We start from the raw sequence: 25,288 nt of genomic DNA, 5'->3' as shown, positions 1-25,288 counted from the left end.
CGATTCCGGTGGCACGCCGCTCGCCAACACCCCGGCGGCCAGCCTGCTCAGGCTGGCGCTTGAGGCGCTGTTCCGGCCAGGCGATCCGGTTGGCCTGTTGTCGCTGCTCAAGCATCCGCTGCTTGGCCTGGGCCGCCAACGGGCTGATGTGCGCCACGCGGCGGAACTGGTCGAACTGGTGGCGCTGCGCGGTGGCACAGGCCGCCCCGACATCGTTTCGCTGCCGGAACTGTTCGAGGCCCGCCTCACAAGCCTCGACAGCGGCAGCCGGCCGCCCTTCTGGTTTTCCCGGCTGACCGTGCGCTCCATCGAAAACGCGCGGAGTTCGCTCGAACGTCTCAAACAAGCGCTGGCGCCGCTCGCAGCTTTCCGTGGCCAGGCGGACGCCGACCTTGCCGCGCTGGTCAGGGCCAGCGTCAGCACACTCGAAAATCTCGGCCGTACCGCCGATGGCGGCCTTGGCGAACTCTATGCCGGTGACGCCGGTGAAAAGCTTGCCGAACTGCTGCGCGGGCTGGTCGCGGCTTCGGCGCCCTTGTCGTTCGCGGGCAATGAGTGGCCCGACGTGATGGCGGCGCTGATCGCGGCCGAAACGGTCAAGCCGGCGCAAGGCACCGACAGGAACATCGCCATCTGGGGCGCGTTGGAAGCGCGGTTGCAGACGGTCGATACGCTGGTTATCGGCGGGCTCAACGAGGGCGTGTGGCCGCGCAAGCCGGAGAGCGACCGCTTCATGTCGCGGCTGATGAAGACCGGCATCGACCTCGAACCGCCCGAACGGCGCATCGGCCTTGCCGCGCATGATTTCCAGATGGCCATGGGCGCCAAAAAGGTGGTGCTGGCCCGCTCGGCACGCGCCGGCGACGCCCCCGCCGTGCCGTCACGCTGGCTGCAGCGGCTGCTCACCTTCATCGGCAACGACCAGGCGGCGGCGCTGCGCCGGCGTGGCGACGAATTGCTCGCCTGGGCACGCTCGCTCGATGCCGGCCCGAGACAGGATTTCGCGCCGCGGCCGCAGCCGAAACCGCCACTGTCGGTGCGCCCAGGCCATTTCTCGGTCACCGAGATCGAGACCCTGCGCCGTGACCCCTACGCCGTCTATGCAAGACGGATCCTTGGCCTGATGCCGCTCGATCCGGTCATTCGCGACCCCGGTGCGGCCGAGCGCGGCACGCTGTTTCACGCCATCCTGCACCTGTTCTCGGCGCGCGTCGCCGATCCGCGCGCGCTCGATGCACTCGCCGGCCTCATCGCCGCCGGCCGCGCCTGTTTTGCCGAAGCCGCACTTCCGGCTGATGTCGAGGCGGTGTGGTGGCCGCGCTTCGAGAAACTCGCCGCCAACATCATCGAGTGGGAGCGCACGCGCGCCGACGCGGTGATCCGGCGGCACGCCGAGGAGCGCGCCGGAAAGACCGTCGTCGGTCAGTCAGGCGTGACGCTGTCCGGCTACGCCGACCGCGTCGATCTTCTGGCCGGCGGCATGGCCGACATATTGGACTACAAGACCGGCTCCTCGCCGTCCAAGGCGCAGGCGCACACGCTGCTGGCGCCGCAGCTGGCGCTGGAGGGCGCGCTGCTCAGGCGTGGCGCCTTCAAGGATTTGGGCGCGCGCGAGCCTTCGCAACTGGCCTTCATCAGGCTGAAGCCGAATGGCGAGGTGTTCGAGGAATCCATCCTCGAACACAACCGCCAGCCCCGAACCGCGACCGATCTTGCCGAAGAAGCCTGGGCGCGGCTGGAAAAGCTCCTGATCCACTATGCCGACCCGGCGACCGGATACCTCTCGCGCGCGTTGCCGTTTCGCGAAGGCGAGACCGATGGCGACTACGACCATCTTGCCCGCGTGCTTGAATGGTCGGCAGGCGGCGATGCCGGTGACGAGGGAGGGGAGGCATGAAGAAGGCCTATCCCATCCCCAGCGACACCGCGACCAGCCAGGCCCGCGCCGCCGATCCTGGCAATTCCGCCTGGGTGTCGGCGAATGCCGGCTCCGGCAAGACCCATGTGCTGGCCCAGCGCGTCATCCGGCTGCTGCTGCGCGGTACTGACCCGTCGAAGATACTATGTCTGACCTATACGCGCGCCGCTGCAGCCAACATGTCCAACCGGGTGTTCTCGACACTGTCGGAATGGACGACGCTCGGTGACGCGGACCTTGCGGCAAAGGTCGAGGCGCTGGAAGGCCGCCGGCCCGATCTCGAGACCATGCGCCGGGCGCGGCGCCTGTTCGCCGAGGCGCTGGAAACACCCGGCGGGCTGAAGATCCAGACCATCCATGCCTTCTGCGAATCGGTGCTGCACCAGTTCCCGCTGGAAGCCAACATCCCGGCCCATTTCGAGATGCTCGACGGCCAGATGGAGGCATCGCTGTTTGCCGCAGCGCGCCGCGACATGATCTCCGGCACAGCCGCCGGCGACGCGGATCTGACCGAGGCCTTTGCCACCATTCTCGACCGTGGCGGCGAAGCCGGGCTCGACGCCTTGCTGGGCGAGATCGTGCGCAAGCGCGACGGCTTGCGCCATTTCATCGACGCTGTTGGACGCGACGGCATGCGCTTCCAGGCTTTGTTCGATGAATTTCATTTCCACCCCGGCCAGACCGCCGAAGGCATAGCGGCTTCGGTATGGCCGTTGCCGGGTTTTCTGCCGGACTATTTTGCCGGCTTCGCTCAGGCCGCTGAAGCCACTGATGCCAGATCGGTGCTGAACAACATCCTGCCCTATGCGCGCCAGGCCTTCGCCGAGGGCGATCCCATTCGCCGCCTGCAACTGCTTGCGCGAGCACTCCTCAAGACCGATGGCGATGCCTACGACCCGGCAAAGGCCTTCAAGAAGGCTCTGGTCGACAGGCTGCCGGATCTGGCGGATCGTTATCTCTCGGCGACCAAAGCCATCATCGAAACAGTCGACCGGTTGGCCCTGTTCAGGATGCTGGAAGGCACACGCGCCGCGCTGACCATCGCCGACTGGCTGATCGCCCGCTACGAGGTGCTGAAGCGCAGCCGCGGCTTTCTCGACTTCAACGATCTGATCACCCGCACCGTCAACCTGCTGGCGCGGCCTGACGCCGGCCCCTGGGTGCAATACAAGCTCGACCAGGGCATCGATCATATCCTGCTCGACGAGGCGCAGGACACCAGCCCGGATCAATGGGAAGTGGTGAAGCGCCTGGCGGAAGAATTCTTTGCCGGCTTCGGCGCCCGCGACAGGGTCCATCGCACGGTCTTCGCCGTTGGTGACGAGAAGCAGTCGATCTATTCGTTCCAGGGTGCCGCTCCGGACTCCTTCGCCGACAGCCGGCTGTTGTTTGCGGGACGAGTGCGTGACGCAGAGGCGTCCTTTGCCGACCTCAAGCTGACCTGGTCGTTCCGCTCGACCGACGACGTTCTGACCGCGGTCGACCGCGTCTTTGCCGACGCAAGCGTGCGGCGCGGCATCAGCCATGATCCCGATCCGCTGCGCCACCAGGCGATCCGCACCGATGCGCCAGGCTATGTCGAGGTGTGGCCGTCGGTCGGCGCCGATGTCGTCGATGAGCCCGACGACTGGACGCAAGCCATCGACCATGCGCATGCGCCGGCGGTGCGCGTTGCCGAGAATGTCGCCGCCACCATTGCCGGCTGGATCGGCACCGGCGAGATCATCGAAGGCCGCGGCAAGCGGTTGCGGCCGGGCGACGTGCTGGTGCTGGTGCGCAAGCGCGATCGCTTCGTCCATGCGCTGACCCGGGCGCTCAAACGCCGCGACATTCCGGTTGCCGGCGCCGACCGGTTGAGCCTGCCAGGCCATATCGCGGTCAAGGACCTGATCGCGCTCGGTCATCTCCTCATCCAGCCGCAGGACGATCTGTCGCTCGCCGCCGTGCTGCGCAGCCCGATCTTCGATCTGCCTGAAGAGATGCTTTTCGAGCTCGCGGCGGAGAGGCCGCCGGGCCTGTCGCTGGTCGCATCGCTGCGCGCCCATGCCGACGAAAGCGAGCGCCTGGCGGCGGTCGTCGTTCAGCTTGACACCTGGACAAACGAAGCTGCCTTCAAGCCAGTGTTCGAGTTCTATGCCGCCCTGCTGGCGCGCGATGGCGTGCGCCGGAAGATGATCGCGCGGCTCGGGCCTGAGGCTGGCGACATCCTCGACGAGTTCCTGAGTTTCTGCCTTGCCGAGGAGCGAACCGGCCTGCCGGGGTTGGAAGCCTTCCTATCGACGCTGGAAAATGCCGGTCCCGAGATCAAGCGCGAGATGGACCAGACCCGCGACGAGGTCCGGGTCATGACTGTGCACGCCGCCAAGGGCCTGGAAGCGCCGGTCGTGTTCCTGGTCGATGGCGGTTCCGCCCCGTTCAGCGACCAGCATCTGCCACGCTTGATGCCCTTCGATGGCTCCGGCGCAAACTGGGACGGCAAGGGCTATCTTTGGCGCTCGGCCAGCGACGTTGCCAATGGCTTTTCGAAAGCAGCAGCAGCGCGGGCCCGAGAACTCGCCGACGACGAATACCGCCGGCTGCTCTATGTCGGCATGACCCGTGCCGAGGACCGGCTGATTGTCTGCGGCTATCACGGCAAGCGGGCGCCGAACGCCGGCACCTGGCACTCGATCGTCAGCCGTGCGCTGATCGGCGCTCCTGAAAGCGAGCAGCGTCCGCATCCCGCCGGCGGTGAGCCGGTGCATCGCTTCCACGTGACCAAGCTGCCGCCCGTCGCGCCAAGCTCCGCTGAGCAGGTACGGCAGGCCGATGCTTTCGGGCCATTGCCGGTGGGCCTGTTCCGGCCCCTGCCGCCTTTCGAGGATTTGCCGCGTCCGCTGTCGCCATCCGGCGCCTCGGCGCTGATCGACGAAGGCAAGGAAGCCGTGGTCGACAAGGCGTCGCCGGTGCTGGACGCCGATGCCGAGCCGGGCTTTGCGGTGCTGCGTGGACTTGCCCTGCACAAACTGCTGCAGATGTTGCCTGGCATTGCCGAGCCCGAACGCGCGGGCGCGGCGGAGCGCTATCTCTTGCGAACGGGCGCGGGCTGGCCTGCGTCAGAGCGTGAAAAGGCCCTGGCGTCGGTCACATCCATCCTTGCGGATCCCGGCTTCGGTCAGCTGTTTGCACCGTCGTCACGTGCCGAGGTCGCGATCATGGGCAGCCTGGAGGTCAAGGGCAAAAAGCGCTCGATTTCCGGCAAGATCGACCGGTTGGCGGTGACGTCGGACACGGTCTCGATCGTCGACTACAAGACCAACCGGCCGGCGCCCGCCTCTCTGGCCGAGGTTCCGCCGGCCTACGTCCTGCAGCTCGCTCTTTATCGCGCCCTGCTGCAGCCGCTTTATCCCGGTCGCGCGGTCCAGGCGGCCTTGCTGTTCACCGAGGCGCCACGGCTGATCGAACTGCCGGCCGGTGCCATGGATGACGCCCTTGCTCGACTCACGCGAGCGTGACACAACACCTGCTTGAAGAAGGGCACGATCACCACCACATTTGGTGGGACAAAAACTTTCGAAAGGATTTTTCCCATATGGCAACCGTCAAGGTCGACAAGAGCAACTTCCAGACCGACGTGCTTGATGCCAGCGTACCGGTCGTCGTCGATTTCTGGGCGGAATGGTGCGGCCCCTGCAAGCAGATTGCGCCGGCGCTCGAAGACATCGCCACCGAACTCGGCGCCAAGGTCAAGATCGCCAAGCTCAACATCGACGAGAATCCAGAGCTTGCCGCCCAGTTCGGCGTGCGTTCGATCCCGACGCTGATGATCTTCAAGGGCGGCGAAATGGCCGACATGAAGGTCGGTGCCGCGCCGAAGACCGCGCTGTCGCACTGGATCAATGGCAACCTCGCCTGATCCATCTGAAAATCATGATCATCAAGCCCGGCCTCGCGCCGGGCTTTTTGTTGGCGTCATCTGCAGTGCCGCGCGTCCTTGGACGCGCAAAGGACGCTGTAGCAGTTTGATTTGCGCATGATCCTTTCAGAAAATCGATTTCGATTTTCTGGGTCATGCGCTGCCACGCTCTGGCCCTCGCGCCCGGCCACTCCATGTCATCTGCTTGAGGCAGACAGGAGAACCCCATGACCGGATCCGCCAAGGCCACCGTCTTCATCGACAATGAGCGTGTCATCGTCACCGAATACCGCTTCGCGCCGGGGGAGAACACCGGTTGGCACCGACACGGCCACGACTATGTCGTCGTGCCGCTGATGGACGGCAAGGTGAAGCTGTTGACCAAGGACGGCGAATCCTTCGCCGAAATGAAGAAGGGCGCGCCCTATTTCCGCAAGGAAGGCGTCGAACACGACGTCATCAACGCCAATGAAGGTGAATACGCCTTTATCGAGATCGAGCTGAAGTAAGCCGTCAGGGCCGGCAGGCGCGGTTACCAGTCGGCGATGCGATCGCCTCCGGCGAATTGCGCGCTTTTTTCGGTATATTCGAACAGTTCGATCTTCACGTCGTTGGGGTCGCGAATCCAGGCCTGGAAGGTGTCGTCGCAGGCGTGTTTCTTGGTCGTGACGTCAACGCCTTTCGAGCGGATGTGGGCGATCGCCGCATCGATGTTTTCTACTTCGAGGCAGAGATGGTTGATCTGGTTCAGGTCGCTGTAGCGAGCTCCGTCCTTCTGGAACACCTCGACATGGCTGCGCCCGCCGCAATTGAGGTAGAACCCGAAAATCTTGCCGTCGCGCAGGAAATTGAACTGCGTATCCAGGCCAAGGACGTCGCGATAGAAGCTTCGTGTTGCGTCCAGATCATGCGCGAAGATGCAGACGTGGGCGAGCTGTCTGACCTTGATCATGACGGGTTCCTCGCAAATCCGACCTCAGGTCGGCGGCGTGCCGTTCTCGGCCAGCACCGCGCCGGCCAGGTACAATGAACCACCGATCAGGATGCGCGGCGCCGGGCCGTCCCAGGTGTCGCGCAGCAGCATCAACGCACTGGCGACGGAACTCACCGGCTCGGCCGTCAGTCCCGCTTCCGTCGCCCGGACCGCCAGTTCGTCGTTCGGCACGCCGGCCTCACTGAGGCTCACCGGCACTGTGTAGACATGGCGGGCGAGGCCTTTGAAGGCACGGAAATAGCCGCTCTGGTCCTTGGTGTTGATCATGCCTGAGATGAGGAAGAGCGGACGCGGGTTCTTTTCTTCCTGCTCGGCCAGCGCCTCGGCAATCACCACGCCGGCGCCCGGATTGTGGCCGCCGTCGAGCCAGATGTCGGCGCCCTTCGGCGCCAGTTCGGCCAGCCGGCCCTGCGCCAGTTTCTGCATGCGGCCGGGCCAGGCGACATTGATCATCGCCTTTTCGGCGGCGCGATGGCTGATCTCGAAACCGGCCGCCTTGACCGCGGCGAGCGCCGCCGCCGCATTGGCGAACTGGTGGCGTCCGGGCAGCCGGGGCGGCGGCAGGTCCATCAAGCCGTCTTCGTCCTGATAGACCATGCGGCCATTTTCCTCGAAGGCGAGGAAATCCTGGCCGTAGACGAAAGTGGGGCACTCAAGCCGCTCGGCGGTTTCGATCAGCACCTGCAGCGCCGTCTCGCTTTCCTGGGCACCGATGACCACCGGGCAGCCGCGCTTGATGATGCCGGCCTTCTCGGCGGCGATCAGTTCGACACGGTCGCCAAGATAGGCCTCATGGTCGAGCGACACCGGCATGATCACCGACACGGCCGGCTCCTTGACCACATTGGTCGCGTCGAAGCGGCCGCCGAGCCCGACTTCGATGATCGCGGCGTCGGCCTGGTGTTCGGAAAACAAGAGGAAGGTGACGGCTGTGAGGATCTCGAAGACGGTGATTGTCTCGCCTTCATTGGCCCTGGCGACGCGCGCGATGGCATCGGCGAAAACCCGGTCCTCGACCAGCCTGCCGCCGCCATCGGCGGCCAGCCGGTAGCGCTCGTGCCAGTTGACCAGATGCGGCGAGGTGTGGACATGGACGCGGTAATCCGCTGCCTCGAGCAGGGCGCGCGAAAAGGCAGCGCACGAACCCTTGCCGTTGGTGCCGGCGATGTGGATGACCGGCGGCAGCCGGTCCTGCGGATTATCAAGCCGCTCAAGGAGCCGCGAAATGCGGTCGAGAGAAAGGTCGAAGCCTTTCGGGTGAAGCGCCATCAGGGCTTCGATTTCACGGTCGGCGGCAAGCGTTGTCATGTGAGAATCCTAAGCGCGCGACGGATCGCGCGCAATCGCGGTTCGCGGCTAAGAATGTCGCGTCAGGCCTGCGGACGTGCCTCGGTCGGAATTGTTGCGGGCGGCAGGATTTCCGGCTCCAGCGGCTTTTGCTCCTCCGGCAGCTTGAGCAGCATCTTGAGCAGGCGCGCGATCGTTTCGCGCAGTTCCAGCCGTGACACCACCATGTCGACCATGCCGTGCTCCATCAGATATTCGGAGCGCTGGAAGCCGTCCGGCAGTTTCTCGCGGATCGTCTGTTCGATGACGCGCGGTCCGGCAAAACCGATCAGCGCGCCGGGCTCGGCAATGTGCACGTCGCCCAGCATGGCGTAGGAGGCAGTGACGCCGCCGGTTGTCGGGTTGGTCAAAACGACGATGTAGGGAAGGCCGGCTTCCTTCAGCCGATCGACACCGACCGTGGTCCTCGGCAATTGCATGAGGGACAAAATGCCTTCCTGCATGCGGGCGCCGCCGGAGGCGGCGAACAGGATCAGCGGCCGCTTGCGCTGCAGGGCCGCCTCAAAGCCATGCACGATGGCGTCGCCGGCGGCCATGCCGAGCGAGCCGCCCATGAAGGCGAAGTCCTGCACCGTCACAACCACCGGCAGGCCTTCGACGGTCCCCAAGGCATTGATGATCGCATCCTCCAGGCCGGTCTTGGCCTTGGCGTCTTTCAACCGGTCGACATAGCGCTTCTCGTCGCGGAATTTCAGCGGATCCTGCATGACCTTGGGGTTGTCCAGGGTCTCGTATTTGCCGTCGTCGAAGAAGAATCTCAGCCGCTCCTTGGCCGAGATCTTCATGTGATGGCCGGAGGACGGAATGACGAACTGGTTGGATTCCAGATCCTTGTGGAACACCATCTCGCCGGTCTCCGGATCCTTGATCCAGAGATTCTCGGGCATGTCGGTGCGCCGGCCGAGCATCGAATTGATCTTCGGGCGAACGTAATTGGTGATCCAGTTCATCGCTTCGGCTCCTGTCCTGACGAAGAGTTGGCTAAAGACGTAGGAAAACTATTCGGCAGCAGCAAGGCGAGCCGAGCGCACACCTTGCGCAAGGCCGCTGACCAGCGTGGCGACGGCTTCGGCCGGGTCGGCGGTCTTTTCGCCCTTCGGCCCCAGCACGTTGGCCACCGCATTGACGATGGCGGTGCCGACGACGACGCCGTCGGCATTGGCGCCGATGACCCGAGCCTGCTCGGCGGTCTTGACGCCGAAGCCGACGCAGACCGGCAGGTCGGTGTGGCCCTTGATGCGCTTGACCGCCGCCGCCACCTTGCCGGTGTCGGCCAGCGCCGAGCCGGTGATGCCGGTCATCGACACGTAGTAGACGAAGCCCGACGTGTTCTGCAGCACCTTGGGCAGGCGCTTGTCGTCGGTGGTCGGCGTCGCCAGCCGGATGAAATTGATGCCGGCTTTCAGCGCCGGAATGCACAGTTCCTCGTCCATCTCCGGCGGCAAGTCGACAACGATCAGCCCGTCGATGCCGCTGGCAATCGCGTCCTTGAGGAAGCGGTCGACACCATAGATGTAGATCGGATTGTAGTAGCCCATCAGCACGATCGGCGTCTCATTGTCGCCGGTCCGGAAGTCCGCCGCCATCTTCAGCGTCTTGACCAGCGTCTGGCCGCCTTTCAGCGCCCGCAAGCCCGCCGCCTGGATCGCCGGGCCGTCGGCCATCGGATCGGAGAACGGCATGCCGAGCTCGATGATGTCGGAGCCTGCGCCGGGCAGTGCCTTCATGATCGACAGCGAGGTGTCGTAGTCCGGGTCGCCGCCCATGAAATAGGTGACAAGCGCCGGGCGGCCTTCGGTCTTCAGCTTCGCCATGCGGCGATCGATGCGGGTCACCATGATCAGATCTCCATGCCCAGCATCGAGGCCACCGTGTGCACGTCCTTGTCGCCACGGCCGGACAGGTTGACGATGACGATCTGGTCCTTGTCCATGGCTGGCACGATCTTCACCGCATGCGCGATGGCATGGGCCGATTCCAGCGCCGGGATGATGCCTTCGACGCGCGTCGTCAGCTTGAAAGCCTCCAGCGCCTCGTCATCGAGGATCGGCACATATTCGACGCGGCCTGAATCGCGCAGCCAGGAATGTTCCGGCCCGACCCCGGGATAGTCGAGGCCGGCTGAGATCGAATGCCCGTCCATGATCTGGCCGTCGGCATTCTGCAGGAGATAAGTGCGGTTGCCGTGCAGCACGCCGGGTCTTCCGGCGTTCATCGAGGCGCAATGCTCGATGCCGTCGAGGCCGCGGCCGCCGGCTTCGATGCCGATGATACGGACCTCCTTGTCGTCGAGGAAGGGGTGGAACAGGCCGATGGCGTTGGAACCGCCGCCGACAGCGGCAATGATGGTGTCCGGCAGCCGGCCTTCCTGCTCGAGGATCTGCGCCCGCGCCTCGATGCCGATCACCGACTGGAAGTCCCGCACCAGCTCTGGATAGGGATGCGGGCCAGCGGCGGTGCCGATCAAATAATAAGTGTCCTCGACATTGGTCACCCAGTCGCGCAACGCCTCGTTCATGGCGTCCTTCAGCGTGCCGTGACCGGCGGTCACCGGCCGCACTTCGGCGCCGAGCAGCTTCATGCGGAAGACGTTGGGGCTTTGCCGGGCAACGTCGGTGGCGCCCATATAGACGACGCAGGGAAAGCCGAAGCGGGCCGCGACCGTGGCCGAGGCCACGCCGTGCTGGCCGGCACCGGTTTCGGCGATGATGCGCTTCTTGCCCATGCGCTTGGCCAGCAGGATCTGGCCGAGGCAGTTGTTGATCTTGTGCGAACCGGTGTGGTTCAGATCCTCGCGCTTGAAATAGACTTTTGCACCACCGAGATGTTTGGTCAGCCCCTCGGCGAAGTAAAGCTTCGACGGCCGTCCGGCATAATGGGTCGACAGGTCAGTCAGTTCTGCCCTGAAGTCCGCATCGTTCTTGACCTCATTCCAGTGCCGCTCCAAGTCGAGGATCAGCGGCATCAGCGTTTCGGCAACGAAACGACCGCCAAAAATGCCGAACATGCCCTGTTCGTCGGGTCCGGTGCGGAAGGAATTGGGTGTCGCCGGCTTGTTCATCGCCGATCTCCTGGCTTGTCGTTAAGGCATGATCAGGCGGCGCGGTTGTCCCGCGCTGCCCTGACGGCCCGGAAAAACTGTTCGATCAGCGCCGGATCCTTGACGCCCGGCGCACTTTCCACGCCTGAGGAAATGTCGATTCCAGGCGGGTTGGCAAGCCGAAGGGCATCGCCGATATTGGCGGCGTTGAGCCCACCGGAAAGCATGTAATCGACGCCGCCGTCAAGGCCGGCGAGAATGCGCCAGTCGAAGGCAACACCATTGCCGCCCGGCAGTTCGGAGCCTTTCGGCGGCTTGGCGTCGAACAGGAACCGGGCTGCTATGCCGATGAATGGCTTTATCCGCTCGAGATCGGCAGCCTCGCTGAGCGGCAGCGCCTTCATCACCGGCAAGCCGTAGCGGGCCTTGACCTCGGCCACCCGCTCCGACGTTTCAGAGCCGTGCAGCTGCAGCATGTCGGGCTGCATCTTGGCAACGATCTCATCCAGGAAGGCGTCGCTGGCATCGACGGCTACGGCAACCGCCAAAGCCTTGCCGCGCGCCGCCTCGCGCAGACGGCCAGCCTCGGCAGGTTCGACATAGCGTGGGCTTTTCGCGAAGAAAATAAACCCGACATGGCTGGCGCCGCCGGCCAGCGCCGCGGCCATTGCCCCATCAGTCTTCAAGCCACAAATCTTGATGTCGAGTGCCATGGCGCGGGAATTGGCATGAAAAGCGAAAAGAGTCGAGAAAAAGCATGCCGTTTGCCGGCACGGCCAAAGGCGCTACCTATGGATGGGACAGGATGCAAGGCGGGAGCACGATCATGGCCGACAGAACCGTTGCCGAACTCAGGCAGAAGATCACGCAGGCGCGCGAGGTCATTGCGCACCTGATGGACAAGGCCGCCTTCAACGGCGCCGAGGCACATCGGGCGCTCGACTATTTCGGCAGCGATGCCTTCGACGGCAATTTTTTGCCCTGGCCGCATCATGGTGATGAGGGGTTGCGACCGGACGAACTCAACGCGGCGAATGATGATTGAGGGAACTACTCGAACGCGATCGCCTGCAGCGCGCCGCCATTGCGCTTCAGCCATGCCTTGCAGCGCTCGGTGTCCGGGCAGAGCTGCTCGCACAGTTTCCAGAATTTCGGGCCGTGGTTCATCTCCTTCAGATGCGCCACTTCATGCGCGACGAGGTAATTGATGACCGGCGACGGCGCCATCATGATGCGCCAGGAAAACGACAGATTGCCGTCGGAGGTGCAGGATCCCCAGCGGCTTGACGTGTCCTTGAAGCGGATCGCTTTGGCGCGCTTGCCCAGCGCCTCGGTGTGCTTGACCACCAGCTTCTCGATCTCGCGCTTGGCCTCGCGCTTGAGGAAATCGGCGATGCGGCGCGGCAGATGGATGCGGTCGCCATGCACGATCAGCAGCGGACCGCGCTCGTCGCGCGACACGGTCACCGTGCCGCGTTTCGAAGGCTCATGGACGATGCGGTGCGCCACGCCGCGCACCGGAATCTTGATACCCGGCCGCACCTGCGGCCGCGCCGGTACCTTGGCCAGCCGCTGCTCCAGCCAGTCCTGATGGCGGTCGAGGAACTTTTCCACCTCGCCCCGCCGCAGGCCGGGCGGCACGGTGATGCGCAGGCCCCGGCCACCTGAATCGATGCGCAGCGTCAGCCGCCTTGCACGGTCGTTCTCGACGATCTTGAGCGGCAGCGAGCGGCCGGCAACGACGTGCTCGCGCTCTTCGACAGGCGCGGGCTTGGGCTTTGTCAGGTTGCGGAAGAAGCCGAATGACATGGCGCAACGATACGTGATTCGAGGAAAACGAATAGAACAAAAAAGAAACGGCGCCGCTCGCGCGACGCCGTTCTTTCACGATGTGGCCTGTCGCTTGGCCTCAGTCGTCAAGCAGGTTCGAGCCCTTGCCACGCTTGGTGGTCGTCGTTCCGGTGCTCGGATCGGTCTTCGTCGGCGCCGTCGACTTGTTGCGGTTGGCCATGAAGCGGTCGAACTCGTCCTGGTCCTTGGCGCGGCGCAATTCGCGGGCATACTCGTCGAACTGGGTCAGCATCTCGTCGAGCTTGCGGCGCTCTTCGTTCAGGCGCTCAAGTTCCTTTTCGCGCCAGTCGTCGAAAGCGACGTTGCCGGTGCGGGCGGAGCCATTGCCCCAGCGTGCGGCCTTGTCGGAACCGCGGCGGCAGCCGGCGAAGATGCCGTCGGTCGCGCGGTTGACGTCACGCTTGAAGCCGTCGAGGCGGTCGCCCCAGATGATGTAGGCAAGCATGGCGAAGCCGAGTGGCCAGAACACCATGAAACCCACAACCATCAACGCGATGGTCGCCGGCGTCCAGGCCGGACGGATCAATGCAGATGTGTTCATTTTCTCCCATTCCTTCGGTTGGAGACAGCCAAACCCGGCTGCGTGGAATCGAAATGGGAAGGAGAAAACGGCGATTCAAGACAATGTCCGCCAAAACCGGACAAGCAACTGAAATGATTATCGCTTTTTGAGCCTATCGAGGAAAAGCACGACCAGCCCGGCAATCAGGCCCCAGAATGCGGCACCAACGCCGAACAGCGTCAGCCCGGACGCGGTGACGACGAAGGTGACGGTGGCGGCCATGCGATCGCCCTCGTCCTTCAGCGCGATCGACAGCGCGTTGGCAAGCGACGCCATCAGCGCCAGACCCGCCACCAGCACGATCAGGCTCTGCGGCAGCACGGCGAAGATCGCCACCAGCGAAGCGCCGAAAATCGCGAAGACGAGATAGGCAAGCGCATAGAACGGTCCGGTCTTCCAGCGCTCGGCAGGGTCGGGGTGGACGTCCGGCCCGGTGCAGATCGCCGCCGAGATCGCCGCCAGATTGGTGGTCGAGCCGCCGAATGGCGCCGACAGCAGCGAAAACAGGCCGGTGACGCCGATTAGCGGGCCTGGCTCCGGATGGTAGCCGGCGGCGCGCAGCACGGCCAGGCCGGACAGGTTCTGCGAGGCCATGGTGACGAGATAGAGCGGTAGTGCCAGGCCGATCATCGCCTTGGCGGTGAAATCAGGCGCAATCAGCGTCAGCGTTGACAGTTCCGGTGTCGGCAGGCCGCCGACACGGCCGGTGAGGAACGCGGCGAGGCCACCGCCGATCAGCACCGCCAGCACCGACAGGGCCGGATTGAACAGCCGGATGACGAAGAAGGCCGCAATCAGCGGCAGGATCAGCCACGGGTCGACAGGAATGGTCTTCACCGCATTGAGCGCGAAGGTGACGACGATGCCGGCCAGCATGCCGGAGGCGACCGAGGGCGGTATCCTCGAGATCAACTGCGTCAGGGGCCGGAACAGGCCGGTGGCGATCAGAAGGATGCCGGTGACGATGAAGGCTGCGACGGCCTCGCCCATCGAAAAGCCGCTCGAGGCCGCGATCAGCGCCAGGCCCGGCGTCGACCATGCGGTGATGACGGGCATTTTCGTGCGCCAGGACAGCCACAGGCTCTCGATCGCCATGGCCAGGCAGATGGTCGTAACCCAGCTTGCCGTCTCGATCTGCGTCGCGCCGACTGCCTTGGCGGCGGCGATGACGATGGCCAGCGTGCCGCCAAAGCCGACGATGGCGGCGACGAACGCGTGTATCGGAATGGAAAGGCGCATCAGTTTCCCCTCTGCGCCATCGCGTCGACGGCCCGCACCAGCATGTCGAGATCCTGCGGCCGCGACAGGCGGTGGTCGCCGTCAGGGATCAGCGACAAGGTCACGTCGTCGGCCGGCAGCAGGCTGACCAGCTTCAGCGCGTGGCTTGCCGGTACGTCCGCATCGGCCAGTCCCTGCAGGATGTGCACCGGGCAATGCGTGTCGATCGGGCCTGTCATCACCAGGTTGTTGCGTCCGTCCTCGATCAGCGCGCGCGTGTAGATGTAAGGCTCGGCGGAATAATCCGACGGCTCTTCGAAGAAGCCTTTCTCCGTGAGGTCGCGCTTCTGCGCCTGCGTCAGCACCGGTTCGACCAGTTCGGCGGTAAAATCCGGCGCCGGCGCCAGCAACACCAGGCCAGCGACCTTGCTATCGCCTGCCTTGCGCAATTCCTGCACCATACGCAGCGCGATCCAGGCGCCCATCGAGGAGCCGACCAGGATTTGCTTGCCCTTGGTGAAATGCCGGAACACGGCAAGGCTCTGCGCAAGCCATGTCGAAATCGTGCCGTCAGCAAAGGCGCCGCCGGATTCACCATGGCCGGAATAATCATGGCGCAGGAAGGCGCGGCCTTCTCTTGCCGCCCAGTCCGACAGCACCTGCGCCTTCGTGCCCAGCATGTCCGATTTGTAGCCGCCGAGCCAGACGATGCCGGGCGCGGAGCCAGCATTATGGCGCACCGCGATGCGTGGTCCGTCGACATCCAGAAAGATTGGGGGCGTGGCGTTCATGGCTTTTTCCTCAAGCCGGTCTTGTGACACAGCCTGTGGCGTGGCGAAAAGTGCTCGCGGTGTTCTTTGTTTGATGCAGGGCAGCGATCAGGGTGATTTTCTGTCAATGCTGTGCTATTGACTCCGCCCGAGCGCTCACCACATTGGCGCGTCCACGCATCAACACTGACAAACCCTGAACGAAACGGCCAAGGAGACCACGACCATTCGCAGACCTTTCAAAGCAGCGGCGCCGACCAAGGATGGCCCGCGCTCCAACCGTGACATCCGGGTTCCCCGGGTCCAGCTTATCGACGCCGAAGGCCAGAACCGCGGCGATGTTTCCATCAACGACGCATTGCTGCTCGCGGAAGAGGCTGGGCTGGATCTCGTCGAGATATCGCCCAATGCGGTGCCCCCCGTCGTCAAGATTCTCGATCTTGGCAAGCTGAAATACGCCAACCAGAAGAAGGCGGCCGAGGCGCGCAAGAACCAGAAGGTCATCGAGATCAAGGAGATCAAGATGCGCCCGAACATCGACAGCCATGACTACGAGACCAAGATGAAGGCGGTTCGCCGCTTCTTCGAGGAAGGCGACAAGGTCAAGCTGACGTTGCGGTTCCGTGGCCGCGAGATGGCGCATATGGAACTCGGCATGCAGCTCCTGAACAAGGTCCGCGAGGAAGTGGCGACGATCGCCAAGGTCGAGGCGGAACCGAAGCTCGAAGGCCGCCAGATGATGATGGTGCTGTCGCCGCGCTAAGGTGCTGAATATCAACACACCTTGGATCACGAAGACGTCAGGCCTGATTATCGCGCTTAAATCCGCCTGAATCACATCCCAAGGCGTCCCGGCGATCGGCGGGACGCCTGTTTTCTTGGCCGAAGCTGCGATCGCCGGCCAAACTCCTCGACGATCGGATTCCACCTTGGACAAAGAACTCAAATACGGGCTGGGTAACTACCAGCATACGCGCAGGATGGTGCTTACCGGGCTCGTGGCCGTCCTGTTCGCAGCGTTGCTATTTGGCCAATCGACGTTTCCGCCCGACACACCAGTGCATGAGTCGATCGAAATGTTTGGCGTGCTGCTGATTTTTCTAGGCATCGTCGGGCGCCTTTGGGCGACGCTCTACATAGGTGGGCGCAAATCTTCCGAGGTGGTGACCGGCGGGCCTTACTCGATCACCCGCAACCCACTCTATGTGTTCTCGACCGTAGCCGCAGCCGGCGTTGGCGCGCAGATCGGCTCGTTCACCGGCATCATTCTCTTCGGGCTTTTGTGCGCCGGCGCTTTCCACATCGTCATCCTGCGCGAGGAGAAATTCCTTAAGGAAGCACTCGGCGCGCCGTATGCGGCCTATCTGGCGCGGGTGCCGCGCTTCTTCCCGAAATTGTCGCTCTACCAGGAGGGCGATACGGGCAGCTTCAAGCCGCGCCTGCTGTTGACCACGCTGCTCGACGGCCTGGTGTTCCTGGTCGCGCTGCCGGCCTTCGAACTGATCGACGGCGCCCAGCAGTCGGGCATGTTGCCGGTCTGGTTCACGCTCCCCTGACTGGGGACAGAGCGTCGCACGAGCTGAGGTGTTGCGCAGCCGCCGTCTTTGACGTATAGGACCGCCGTTCAAGAAAACCGCCCGGCAGGGCATGCCGTGGCGGTTTCATTTGCTTTTCGGGCTTTGGTCGGCCCGAAGCGAACAAGAAGCGCGATAGTGCGCCAACGATACGGAGTAGCAAAATGCCCAAGATGAAGACCAAGTCGGCCGCCAAAAAGCGGTTCAAGATCACAGGTACGGGTAAAGTCCTGTCGGCTGCGGCCGGCAAGCGTCACGGCATGATCAAGCGTTCCAACAAGTTCATTCGAAATGCCCGCGGCACGATGGTTCTGGCTGAACCGGATGGCAAGAAGGTCATCAAGAATTTTCTGCCGAACGGCCTCTAAGGCATTCGGTTCGGACACGTTTTAAGGAGATCATGACATGGCACGCGTAAAAAGAGGCGTCACCTCGCACGCCAAGCACAAGAAGGTCCTGAAAGCCGCCAAAGGCTTCTACGGCCGCCGCAAGAACACCATCCGCATCGCCAAGCAGGCGGTGGAAAAGTCGATGCAGTACGCGTATCGCGACCGCAAGAACCGCAAGCGCTCGTTCCGCGCGCTGTGGATCCAGCGCATCAACGCCGCGACGCACGAGCATGGCCTGACCTATGGCCGCTTCATCGACGGCCTCAACAAGTCGGGCATCGAGATCGATCGCAAGATCCTGTCGGACATGGCCATCCACGAGCCGCAGGCTTTCGCAGCCCTGGTCGCCAAGGCCAAGGTGGCGCTCGAATATCTGAAGAACACCACGCCGAACGCTTTTGAAAGCGCTGTCGCCTAAGACCAGCGCTTCCCAAGCATTCGCAATTCTGATTTGGGGAACCCGCGCTGGCACGGCTGGCGCGGGTTTTTCTTTTGCCTGATGTAACCAAAATGGTGACACGCCCGGTGATGGTGGTCGCCCGATCGAGAGAGCTTCGCCGTGAACGCCACTGCTGGAAATCTTGAAGCCCTGGAAGATTCACTTCTGGCCGACATCGCATCGGCCGCCGATGAGCCGGCCATAGAGGCCGTGCGCATCGCTGCCTTCGGCAAGAAGGGCACCGTGTCCGAGATGCTGAAAACACTTGGCGCCATGACCGCCGAGGAGCGGCAGGTCAAGGGTCCTGTTATCAACGGCCTCAAGAACCGTGTCACCGACGCGCTGACGGCCCGCAAGGCCGAGTTGAAGGATGTGGCGATCACCGCGCGCCTCGCCGCCGAAAAGGTCGACGTGACGCTGCCGGTGCGGCAGTCGCCGGCCGAGCGCGGCCGTATCCATCCGATCAGCCAGGTCATCGATGAGATCGCGGCGATCTTCGGCGATCTCGGCTTCTCCATCGCCGAAGGGCCGGATATCGAGACCGACTACTACAATTTCACCGCGCTGAATTTCCCCGAAGGCCATCCGGCGCGCGAAATGCACGACACCTTCTTCTTCCAGCCGGACGAGAAGGGCGAGCGCAAGCTTTTGCGCACGCACACCTCGCCGGTGCAGATCCGCACCATGGAGACGAAGAAGCCGCCGATCCGCATCGTCATTCCTGGCAAGACCTACCGGCAGGATTCGGACGCCACCCACTCGCCGATGTTCCATCAGGTCGAGGGGCTGGTGATCGACAAGACGGCCAACGTCGCCAACATGAAGTGGGTGCTGGAGGAGTTCTGCAAGGCCTTCTTCGAGGTGCCGCAGGTGAAGATGCGCTTCCGGCCGTCCTTCTTCCCGTTCACCGAACCGAGCCTCGAGGTCGACATCCAGTGCGACCGCTCGCGGCCCGGCGAAGTGCGCTTCGGCGAAGGCTCCGACTGGATGGAGATCCTCGGCTGCGGCATGGTGCACCCCAATGTGCTGCGCCATGGCGGGCTCGATCCGGACGAATATCAGGGCTTTGCCTGGGGCATGGGCATCGATCGCATCGCCATGCTGAAATATGGCATGCCGGACCTGCGCGCCTTCTTCGACGCCGACGTGCGCTGGCTGTCGCATTACGGTTTCAGGCCGCTCGACATGCCGACGCTGTTCGGGGGCCTAAGCGCATGATAGCGCCGCACACCGGCGGCTGCCGCTGCGGCGCCGTGCGGTTCGAGGCCTTGGCCGAACCGCACCATGTCAGCTATTGCCATTGCGGCGATTGCCGGCGGGCCAGCGGCGCGCCGGTCTCGGCCTTTGTCGGCTTCCTGGTCGATCAGGTCGCGTTCACCGGCAAGGCGCTGAAGATGTACGAGAACGGCCCGGTGACGCGCTCGTTTTGCGGTATCTGCGGCTCACCCATCGCCTATGTCGACGAGCGGCTGGAGGACGACATCTACTTCATGCTCGGCGCCATGGACAGGCCGGCCGATTTTGAGCCGACGCTGCATGCCTATGTCAGCGAGCAGCTCCCCTTCCTGCATATGTCCGACGACCTGCCGAGACATCTGAAAACAAGCGTCAAAAGACCAGACGGAACAGTCCCATGAAATTCACCCTCTCCTGGCTCAAGGACCACCTCGAGACCGACGCCTCGCTCAACGAGATCGTCGAGCGGCTGACCTCGATCGGCCTCGAAGTCGAGCATGTCGACGACAAGTCGAGCCTGAAACCCTTCGTCATCGCCAGGGTGCTGACCGCGGTTCAGCACCCCGATGCCGACCGCCTGCGCGTGCTCACCGTCGATACAGGCGACGGCAAGGCGCCCGTGCAGGTGGTGTGCGGTGCACCCAACGCCCGCGCCGGCCTGATCGGCGCCTTTGCCGCGCCCGGCACTTATGTGCCCGGCATCGACGTGACGCTGACGGTCGGCAAGATCAGGGGCGTCGAAAGCCACGGTATGATGTGTTCCGAGCGCGAGCTGGAGCTGTCCGACGAACACAACGGTATCATCGACCTGCCTGAGGATGCGCCTGTCGGCACCAGCTTCGCTGCTTACGCCCACCTCGACGATCCGGTCATCGAGATCAACCTGACGCCGAACCGGCCGGATGCCACCAGCGTCTACGGCATCGCCAGGGATCTGGCGGCGAGCGGGCTTGGCCGCCTCGTCGGCGGTGCCATCATGCCGCATGCCGGCAGCGGCATGTGCCCGGTCAAGGTGACGATCGTGGCGCCGGAACTCTGCCCCGGCTTCGCGCTGCGGCTGGTCAAGGGCGTCAAGAACGGCCCGTCGCCGAAATGGCTGCAGCAGCGGCTGATCGCCATTGGTCTCAGGCCAATCAGCGCGCTGGTCGACATCACCAATTACGTCACCTTCGACCGCGGCCGTCCGCTGCATGTGTTCGACGCCAGCAAGGTTGCCGGCAATCTGACCGTGCGCCGCGCGCGCGATGGCGAAAAGGTACAGGCGCTCGATGGCCGCGAATATACGCTGACGCCGGAGATGTGCGTCATCGCTGACGACAATGGCGTCGAGTCGATCGCCGGCATCATGGGCGGCGAGCATTCGGGCTGCGACGAGAACACGACCGATGTGCTGATCGAATCCGCCCTTTGGGACCCGATCACCACCGCCCGCACCGGCCGCACGCTCGGCATCATCACCGACGCACGCTACCGCTTCGAGCGCGGCGTGGACCCTGAATTCATGGTGCCCGGCGTCGAGCTGGCGACCAAGCTGGTGCTCGATTTCTGCGGCGGCACGCCGACCGAGATCGAAGTGGCCGGCTATACCGAACACAAGCCGAAGATGGTTGCCTTCCCTATTTCGGAAGTGAAGCGGCTGACCGGCATCGAGGTTCCCAAGGCGGAAAGCCTCGACATCCTGACGCGCCTTGGCTTCAAGCCTGAGGGGTCGGGCGATGTCGTCAACGTCGCCGTGCCGTCCTGGCGCCCCGATGTCGACGGCAAGGCCGACCTGGTCGAGGAGGTGATGCGCATCCACGGCGTCGACAACATCGCACCGCAGCCGCTCGGCGCGCATGACGCGGTCAACGCAAAGATACTCACCACGCTGCAGGTCCGTACCCGCACCGCCAAGCGCGCGCTTGCCGTGCGCGGCATGATGGAGGCCGTCACCTGGTCGTTCATTCCGGCCAAGCACGCTGAACTGTTCGGCGGTGGCCAGACGGCGCTGAAGCTCGCCAATCCGATCGCCGCCGACATGTCCGACATGCGGCCGTCGCTGCTGCCGGGGCTGATCGCCGCTGCCCAGCGCAATGCCGACAAGGGTATTGGCGACGTGGCGCTGTTCGAAGTGTCGGGCACATACGAAGGCGATGGCGCCGACCAGCAGCGGCGCGTGGCCGCCGGTGTGCGCCGCGGCACCGCCAAGCTCGACGGCTCCGGCCGCAACTGGGCCGGCAATTCAGGCCCGGTCGGTGTGTTCGACGCCAAGGCCGATGCGATCGCCGCATTGGAAGCCTGTGGTGCACCGGTCGAGCGGCTGCAGATCGAGGCCGGCGGTCCGGCCTGGTATCATCCCGGCCGTTCCGGCACGATCAAGCTCGGCCCGAAAACCGTGCTCGGCACCTTCGGCGAATTCCATCCGAAGACGCTTGAGGGTCTCGATGTTTCCGGGCCGCTGTGCGGCTTCGAAGTCTTCGTCGATGCCGTGCCGGAGCCGAAGGCCAAGCCGACGAAGACCAAGCCCAGGCTCGATCTCTCCGCTTTCCAGGCGGTCAAGCGCGATTTCGCCTTCGTCGTCGACAAGTCGGTCGAGGCCGGCACGCTGGTTCGCGCGGCCCTTGCGGCCGACAAGAAGCTGATCACCGCTGTCTCTGTCTTCGATATTTTCGAAGGCGCTTCGCTCGGCGAGGGCAAAAAATCGATCGCCATCGAAGTGTCGATCCAGCCGGTCGAAAAGACGCTGACCGACGAGGATTTCGAGGCGCTGGCCAAGCGCATCATCGAGAATGTCGGCAAGCAGACCGGTGGTGTGCTGAGGGGCTAATAAACTTGCGAGCAGATGGCGAATCGTCCTCCAAAGGGCGATGGACCATCTGCGTTATTCCGGCCTTCCTTTTGAAGAACAGCGCGTGGCGTTCCTCGCCATCGTGTCGGCGGATCCGCTGGTCCGCGACGCGTTGGCGCGAGCTCGCGAATTCGACCTGCCCGACTGGCTGATCGTTTCCGGCGCGCTCTACAACAGCGTTTGGAACCATCTGACCGGCAAGCCGTCGGGCTACGGCATCAAGGATGTTGATCTCTTCTACTTCGATGACAGCGACCTGTCCTACGAGGCGGAGGACGCGGTGATCCGCCGGGCGGCGGCGCATTTCGAAGGACTGCCGCTGCCGGTGGAGGTGCGCAACCAGGCGCGGGTGCATCTCTGGTATCTGCAGAAGTTCGGACAGCCGTGCCCGCGCTATTCGAGCGCCAGCGAACCGCTCAGCTATTTTGCTTCGAAGACCCATGCGGTCGGGGTCCGATACGACGCTGACGGGCAGCTGGAGCTGGTGGCGCCGTTCGGGTTCGACGATATGTTCTCGTTTCGCATCACGCCCAACCGGGTGACGGACAATCGGCGGACACATGAGGTGAAGGGCAGACGCGCCCAGGAGTATTGGCCGGAGATCACTGTCGTGCCTTGGTAGGAAATGTCGGCGGGACAGCGCCCCCCTCTGCCCTGCCGGGCATCTCCCCCACTTTGGGGGAGATTGGCAGCTTCGCAGTCCTGCCCTTCTTTCGGCGCCGGCGATTGGCGAAAGCCGGCGTGACATCCAATCTCCCCCCAAGTGGGGGAGATGTCCGGCAGGACAAACGGGGGCGCTTCGCGCCAACGTCTCCCACCTTCTGCACTGCGCCGCGCATGAAAAAAGGGGCGCCGAAGCGCCCCTTTCGATTACTCACCAGTTTTCACCCATTCACCAGCGCCAGCAGCTCCTCGGTGTAGCGCTTGCCCACCACCTTGTCGGGCGACAGCGCGTCACCAATGGCCTGCACCTCGGCAGCGCTCAGCGCGATCCCGGCCGCCGCCGTGTTCTGCTCGAGATGGCGGATTTTCCGCGCGCCGGGGATCGGCACGATGAACTCGCCCTGATGCAGCACCCAGGCCAGCGCCAGCTGCGCCGAGGTCACGCCCTTTTCGGTCGCCAGCTTTTCCAGCGTGGCGATGACAGCCGCATTGGCGGCCATTGCGTCGGCCTGGAACCGCGGCAGGCTGCGGCGCCAGTCATCGTCGCTCAAGGCCTCAGGCTTGGCGATCGTGCCGGTCAGCAGTCCACGGCCGAGCGGGCTGTAGGGAACAAAGCCGATGCCGAGCTCGCGGCAGACGGCGAACACCTCGTCTTCCGGGTCGCGGCTCCACAGCGAATACTCGCTCTGCACGGCCGATATCGGATGCACGGCATGGGCTCGGCGGATGGTCGCGGCACTCGCCTCCGACAGGCCAAGCGCGCGCACCTTGCCCTCGCGAACCAGCTCGGCCATGGCGCCGACCGTATCCTCGATCGGCACGTTGGGGTCGACGCGGTGCTGGTAGTAGAGGTCGATGACGTCGGTGCCCAGCCGCTTCAGCGAGGCCTCGGCCACCGCCTTGACGTGCTCGGGGCGGCTGTCGACGCCAGCCATGCGGTCGAGGCCGGTACCTTCCTCCAGAATCTTGAAGCCGAATTTTGTCGCGATCGTCACCTTGTCGCGAATGGACTTCAGCGCCTTGCCGAGCAGGATCTCGTTCTCGTAAGGGCCATAGACTTCCGCAGTGTCGAAGAAGTTGACGCCGATATCGACGGCGCGGTGCAGCGTGGCGATCGCGTCGGCTTCCGCCTGGCCGCCATAGGCGAAGCTCATGCCCATGCAGCCGAGGCCGACCGGGTAGACGTTCAATTCAGTTCCTAGCTTGCGGGTTTGCATCACGCGTCTCCTTATTGCGATGCAAAGGAAATAGCGCCTTGCACTGTGTTCGATAATCATCTCTCATCTGCACAGTCTGTTCTAAAAAGTAGATCAATGAATCGAGCCCATCTTTCCCAGCTAGCCGTGCTGGCGACTGTCGCCCAATGCGGCAGCTTTCGCGGCGCCGCCAGGGAACTCGCCATCGCGCCATCGGCGGTCAGCCATGCGGTGTCCAGCCTCGAGGCGCGGCTTGGCGTTCGCCTCCTGTCGCGCAGCACACGCAGCGTCGCGCCCACCGAAGAAGGTGCGCAATTGCTGGAGCGGCTGCGGCCGGCGCTGTCGGAGATCGATCTGGCGCTGGAGACGGCGGTCGAGGCGCGCGACCGGCCGGCTGGGAATCTACGGCTGAGCGTGCCACGCACGGCAGCGCATCTGGTGCTGACGCCACGGCTGGGCGCCTTTGCGGCGGCCTATCCCGACATCGTGCTGGAGATCATCATCGAGGACCGCTTCACCGACGTAGTCGAAGGTGGCTTCGATGCTGGTGTCCGGCTTGGCGAGAGCCTTCAGCGCGACATGATCGCGGTGCGGATCGGGCCGGACATTCGTGGCGCGGTGGTCGGCGCGCCGGTCTATTTCGAGGCCAACCCGAAGCCGCGCCACCCGCGCGATCTGGCCGGCCACCGCTGCATCCGCTTTCGCTTCTCCAGTGGCATCCTCTACCGCTGGGAATTCGCGAAGGGCGGCGAGGAGATCGAAATCTCCGCGCAAGGGCCCCTGATCCTCGACGAGGACCATCTGATCGCGCAAGCAGCGGCCGACGGCGCCGGGCTCGCCTTCGTCTTCGAGGACTATGTCCGCGCACCGCTGGCCGACGGCAGGCTGATCCGCGTGCTGGAGGACTGGTGCCCGTCCTTCGACGGGTTCTTCGTCTACTACCCCAGCCGCCGCCAGATGCGGCCGGCGCTCAGGGCCTTCGTCGATTTCTTCAAGGTGAGCGGATAGAGCGGGCTCGCCCTCCCTCTTGTGGAAGAAAACCGGCATCCCGCTCGTTCACCAACGATGCAAACATCGATCACCAACAGCACGACCCGCTACGGCTGGGGCGCGATCCTCCTCCACTGGCTGATTGCGCTGATCTTCATCGGCCAGTTCGGGCTCGGCTTCGTCATGGTGCGGCTGACCAGCCAGCGCACCGCCTTCGAATTGATCCAGCTGCACAAATCCTTCGGTTTTCTGCTGCTCGGTCTGGTGGTGCTGCGCATCGCCTGGCGCCTTGGCAATGTATGGCCGCCACTGCCGCGCTCGATCGGAGTCCTGGAGCGTCGCGCCGCACCACTGGCCCATTTTGCTCTCTACGCGTTCC

The 25,288-nt window shown here is 64.1% G+C and carries 26 protein-coding genes; 15 read left to right on the top strand and 11 right to left on the bottom strand.

The window, feature by feature from the left end:
* The 4 genes from addB to EN993_RS10860 all read left to right on the top strand — a co-directional run.
* Positions 1–1,897: double-strand break repair protein AddB (gene addB, locus EN993_RS10875; protein WP_127263188.1), on the top strand; the 1,897-nt coding region annotated here is incomplete at its 5' end.
* Entirely contained in the window at positions 1,894–5,412 is a 3,519-nt protein-coding gene (gene addA, locus EN993_RS10870; RefSeq protein ID WP_127263187.1) for a double-strand break repair helicase AddA, read from the top strand. The genes addB and addA, both read left to right, overlap by 4 nt.
* Before the next feature lie 77 nt (positions 5,413–5,489).
* Entirely contained in the window at positions 5,490–5,813 is a 324-nt protein-coding gene (gene trxA, locus EN993_RS10865) for a thioredoxin (RefSeq protein ID WP_127263186.1), read from the top strand.
* A 227-nt stretch (positions 5,814–6,040) separates the two neighbouring features.
* Positions 6,041–6,322 (top strand): cupin domain-containing protein, encoded by a 282-nt coding sequence (locus EN993_RS10860; RefSeq protein WP_013528325.1) that lies wholly within the window; start codon positions 6,041–6,043, stop codon positions 6,320–6,322.
* A gap of 23 nt (positions 6,323–6,345) precedes the next feature.
* Here the strand turns inward: EN993_RS10860 and EN993_RS10855 are convergent, their stop codons facing one another.
* The 6 genes from EN993_RS10855 to EN993_RS10830 form a co-directional block, all read right to left on the bottom strand.
* Positions 6,346–6,765: a VOC family protein gene (locus tag EN993_RS10855; protein WP_127263185.1), complete on the bottom strand. Its 420-nt coding sequence runs from the start codon at positions 6,763–6,765 to the stop codon at positions 6,346–6,348.
* A 24-nt stretch (positions 6,766–6,789) separates the two neighbouring features.
* On the bottom strand, positions 6,790–8,115 hold the full coding sequence (locus EN993_RS10850; RefSeq protein ID WP_127263184.1) for a folylpolyglutamate synthase/dihydrofolate synthase family protein: 1,326 nt from the start codon (positions 8,113–8,115) through the stop codon (positions 6,790–6,792).
* A gap of 62 nt (positions 8,116–8,177) precedes the next feature.
* Positions 8,178–9,104, bottom strand: coding sequence for an acetyl-CoA carboxylase, carboxyltransferase subunit beta (gene accD / locus EN993_RS10845; RefSeq protein ID WP_127263183.1), 927 nt, complete (start codon positions 9,102–9,104; stop codon positions 8,178–8,180).
* Between the two features lie 48 nt (positions 9,105–9,152).
* Complete coding sequence (trpA, locus tag EN993_RS10840) at positions 9,153–9,992, bottom strand: tryptophan synthase subunit alpha (RefSeq protein ID WP_127263182.1); 840 nt, start codon at positions 9,990–9,992, stop codon at positions 9,153–9,155.
* A gap of 2 nt (positions 9,993–9,994) precedes the next feature.
* Complete coding sequence (gene trpB, locus EN993_RS10835; RefSeq protein WP_109666941.1) at positions 9,995–11,215, bottom strand: tryptophan synthase subunit beta; 1,221 nt, start codon at positions 11,213–11,215, stop codon at positions 9,995–9,997.
* 32 nt (positions 11,216–11,247) lie between these two features.
* The gene (locus EN993_RS10830; RefSeq protein WP_127263181.1) at positions 11,248–11,907 is read right to left on the bottom strand and encodes a phosphoribosylanthranilate isomerase; all 660 of its coding nucleotides are present in this window, start codon (positions 11,905–11,907) and stop codon (positions 11,248–11,250) included.
* A gap of 113 nt (positions 11,908–12,020) precedes the next feature.
* Here EN993_RS10830 and EN993_RS10825 point away from each other — a divergent pair, with 113 nt between their 5' ends.
* On the top strand, positions 12,021–12,239 hold the full coding sequence (locus EN993_RS10825) for a hypothetical protein (RefSeq protein WP_126067293.1): 219 nt from the start codon (positions 12,021–12,023) through the stop codon (positions 12,237–12,239).
* Between the two features lie 5 nt (positions 12,240–12,244).
* Here the strand turns inward: EN993_RS10825 and EN993_RS10820 are convergent, their stop codons facing one another.
* From EN993_RS10820 to EN993_RS10805, 4 genes are all read right to left on the bottom strand, one after another.
* Positions 12,245–13,003, bottom strand: coding sequence for a M48 family metallopeptidase (locus EN993_RS10820; protein WP_109666937.1), 759 nt, complete (start codon positions 13,001–13,003; stop codon positions 12,245–12,247).
* 100 nt (positions 13,004–13,103) lie between these two features.
* Positions 13,104–13,586 carry a DUF2852 domain-containing protein gene (locus tag EN993_RS10815; RefSeq protein ID WP_063169787.1) on the bottom strand — a complete coding sequence of 161 codons (483 nt, stop codon included), beginning with the start codon at positions 13,584–13,586 and terminating at the stop codon, positions 13,104–13,106.
* Between the two features lie 117 nt (positions 13,587–13,703).
* Complete coding sequence (locus EN993_RS10810; protein WP_127263180.1) at positions 13,704–14,846, bottom strand: benzoate/H(+) symporter BenE family transporter; 1,143 nt, start codon at positions 14,844–14,846, stop codon at positions 13,704–13,706.
* Positions 14,846–15,616 (bottom strand): alpha/beta hydrolase, encoded by a 771-nt coding sequence (locus EN993_RS10805; RefSeq protein ID WP_126067295.1) that lies wholly within the window; start codon positions 15,614–15,616, stop codon positions 14,846–14,848. The genes EN993_RS10810 and EN993_RS10805 overlap by 1 nt, the downstream gene beginning before the upstream one ends.
* A 205-nt stretch (positions 15,617–15,821) precedes the next feature.
* On the opposite strand from EN993_RS10805, the gene infC reads away from it, so the two are divergent.
* From infC to EN993_RS10765, 8 genes are all read left to right on the top strand, one after another.
* The gene (gene infC / locus EN993_RS10800; protein ID WP_013528312.1) at positions 15,822–16,358 is read left to right on the top strand and encodes a translation initiation factor IF-3; all 537 of its coding nucleotides are present in this window, start codon (positions 15,822–15,824) and stop codon (positions 16,356–16,358) included.
* 166 nt (positions 16,359–16,524) lie between these two features.
* Positions 16,525–17,151 carry an isoprenylcysteine carboxylmethyltransferase family protein gene (locus EN993_RS10795; RefSeq protein WP_127263179.1) on the top strand — a complete coding sequence of 209 codons (627 nt, stop codon included), beginning with the start codon at positions 16,525–16,527 and terminating at the stop codon, positions 17,149–17,151.
* Between the two features lie 182 nt (positions 17,152–17,333).
* Complete coding sequence (rpmI, locus tag EN993_RS10790; protein WP_006201248.1) at positions 17,334–17,537, top strand: 50S ribosomal protein L35; 204 nt, start codon at positions 17,334–17,336, stop codon at positions 17,535–17,537.
* Positions 17,538–17,574: 37 nt separating this feature from the next.
* Positions 17,575–17,976, top strand: coding sequence for a 50S ribosomal protein L20 (rplT, locus tag EN993_RS10785; protein WP_023672281.1), 402 nt, complete (start codon positions 17,575–17,577; stop codon positions 17,974–17,976).
* A 141-nt stretch (positions 17,977–18,117) separates the two neighbouring features.
* Positions 18,118–19,215, top strand: coding sequence for a phenylalanine--tRNA ligase subunit alpha (gene pheS / locus EN993_RS10780; RefSeq protein WP_109666929.1), 1,098 nt, complete (start codon positions 18,118–18,120; stop codon positions 19,213–19,215).
* Positions 19,212–19,634, top strand: a complete 423-nt coding sequence (locus tag EN993_RS10775) for a GFA family protein (RefSeq protein ID WP_109666927.1) — start codon at positions 19,212–19,214, stop codon at positions 19,632–19,634. The genes pheS and EN993_RS10775 overlap by 4 nt, the downstream gene beginning before the upstream one ends.
* Positions 19,631–22,039 (top strand): phenylalanine--tRNA ligase subunit beta, encoded by a 2,409-nt coding sequence (gene pheT, locus EN993_RS10770; protein WP_127263178.1) that lies wholly within the window; start codon positions 19,631–19,633, stop codon positions 22,037–22,039. Before EN993_RS10775 ends, pheT begins: the two co-directional genes overlap by 4 nt.
* A gap of 40 nt (positions 22,040–22,079) precedes the next feature.
* Positions 22,080–22,682 (top strand): nucleotidyltransferase family protein, encoded by a 603-nt coding sequence (locus EN993_RS10765; protein ID WP_127263177.1) that lies wholly within the window; start codon positions 22,080–22,082, stop codon positions 22,680–22,682.
* A gap of 262 nt (positions 22,683–22,944) precedes the next feature.
* Here EN993_RS10765 and EN993_RS10755 read toward each other — a convergent pair whose 3' ends face one another.
* Positions 22,945–23,940: an aldo/keto reductase gene (locus EN993_RS10755; RefSeq protein ID WP_127263176.1), complete on the bottom strand. Its 996-nt coding sequence runs from the start codon at positions 23,938–23,940 to the stop codon at positions 22,945–22,947.
* A gap of 96 nt (positions 23,941–24,036) precedes the next feature.
* On the opposite strand from EN993_RS10755, the gene EN993_RS10750 reads away from it, so the two are divergent.
* Together EN993_RS10750 and EN993_RS10745 are read left to right on the top strand one after the other, a co-directional pair.
* On the top strand, positions 24,037–24,927 hold the full coding sequence (locus EN993_RS10750) for a LysR family transcriptional regulator (protein WP_126067301.1): 891 nt from the start codon (positions 24,037–24,039) through the stop codon (positions 24,925–24,927).
* Between the two features lie 57 nt (positions 24,928–24,984).
* Positions 24,985–25,288, top strand: a 304-nt coding sequence (locus EN993_RS10745; RefSeq protein ID WP_206532363.1) for a cytochrome b/b6 domain-containing protein, incomplete at its 3' end; no start/stop codon positions are given.

Source organism: Mesorhizobium sp. M7D.F.Ca.US.004.01.2.1 (assembly GCF_003997785.1).
Lineage (GTDB): Bacteria > Pseudomonadota > Alphaproteobacteria > Rhizobiales > Rhizobiaceae > Mesorhizobium > Mesorhizobium loti.
Note: the sequence above shows the minus strand (reverse complement) of the source record. Positions and strands in the feature narration are given on the sequence as shown.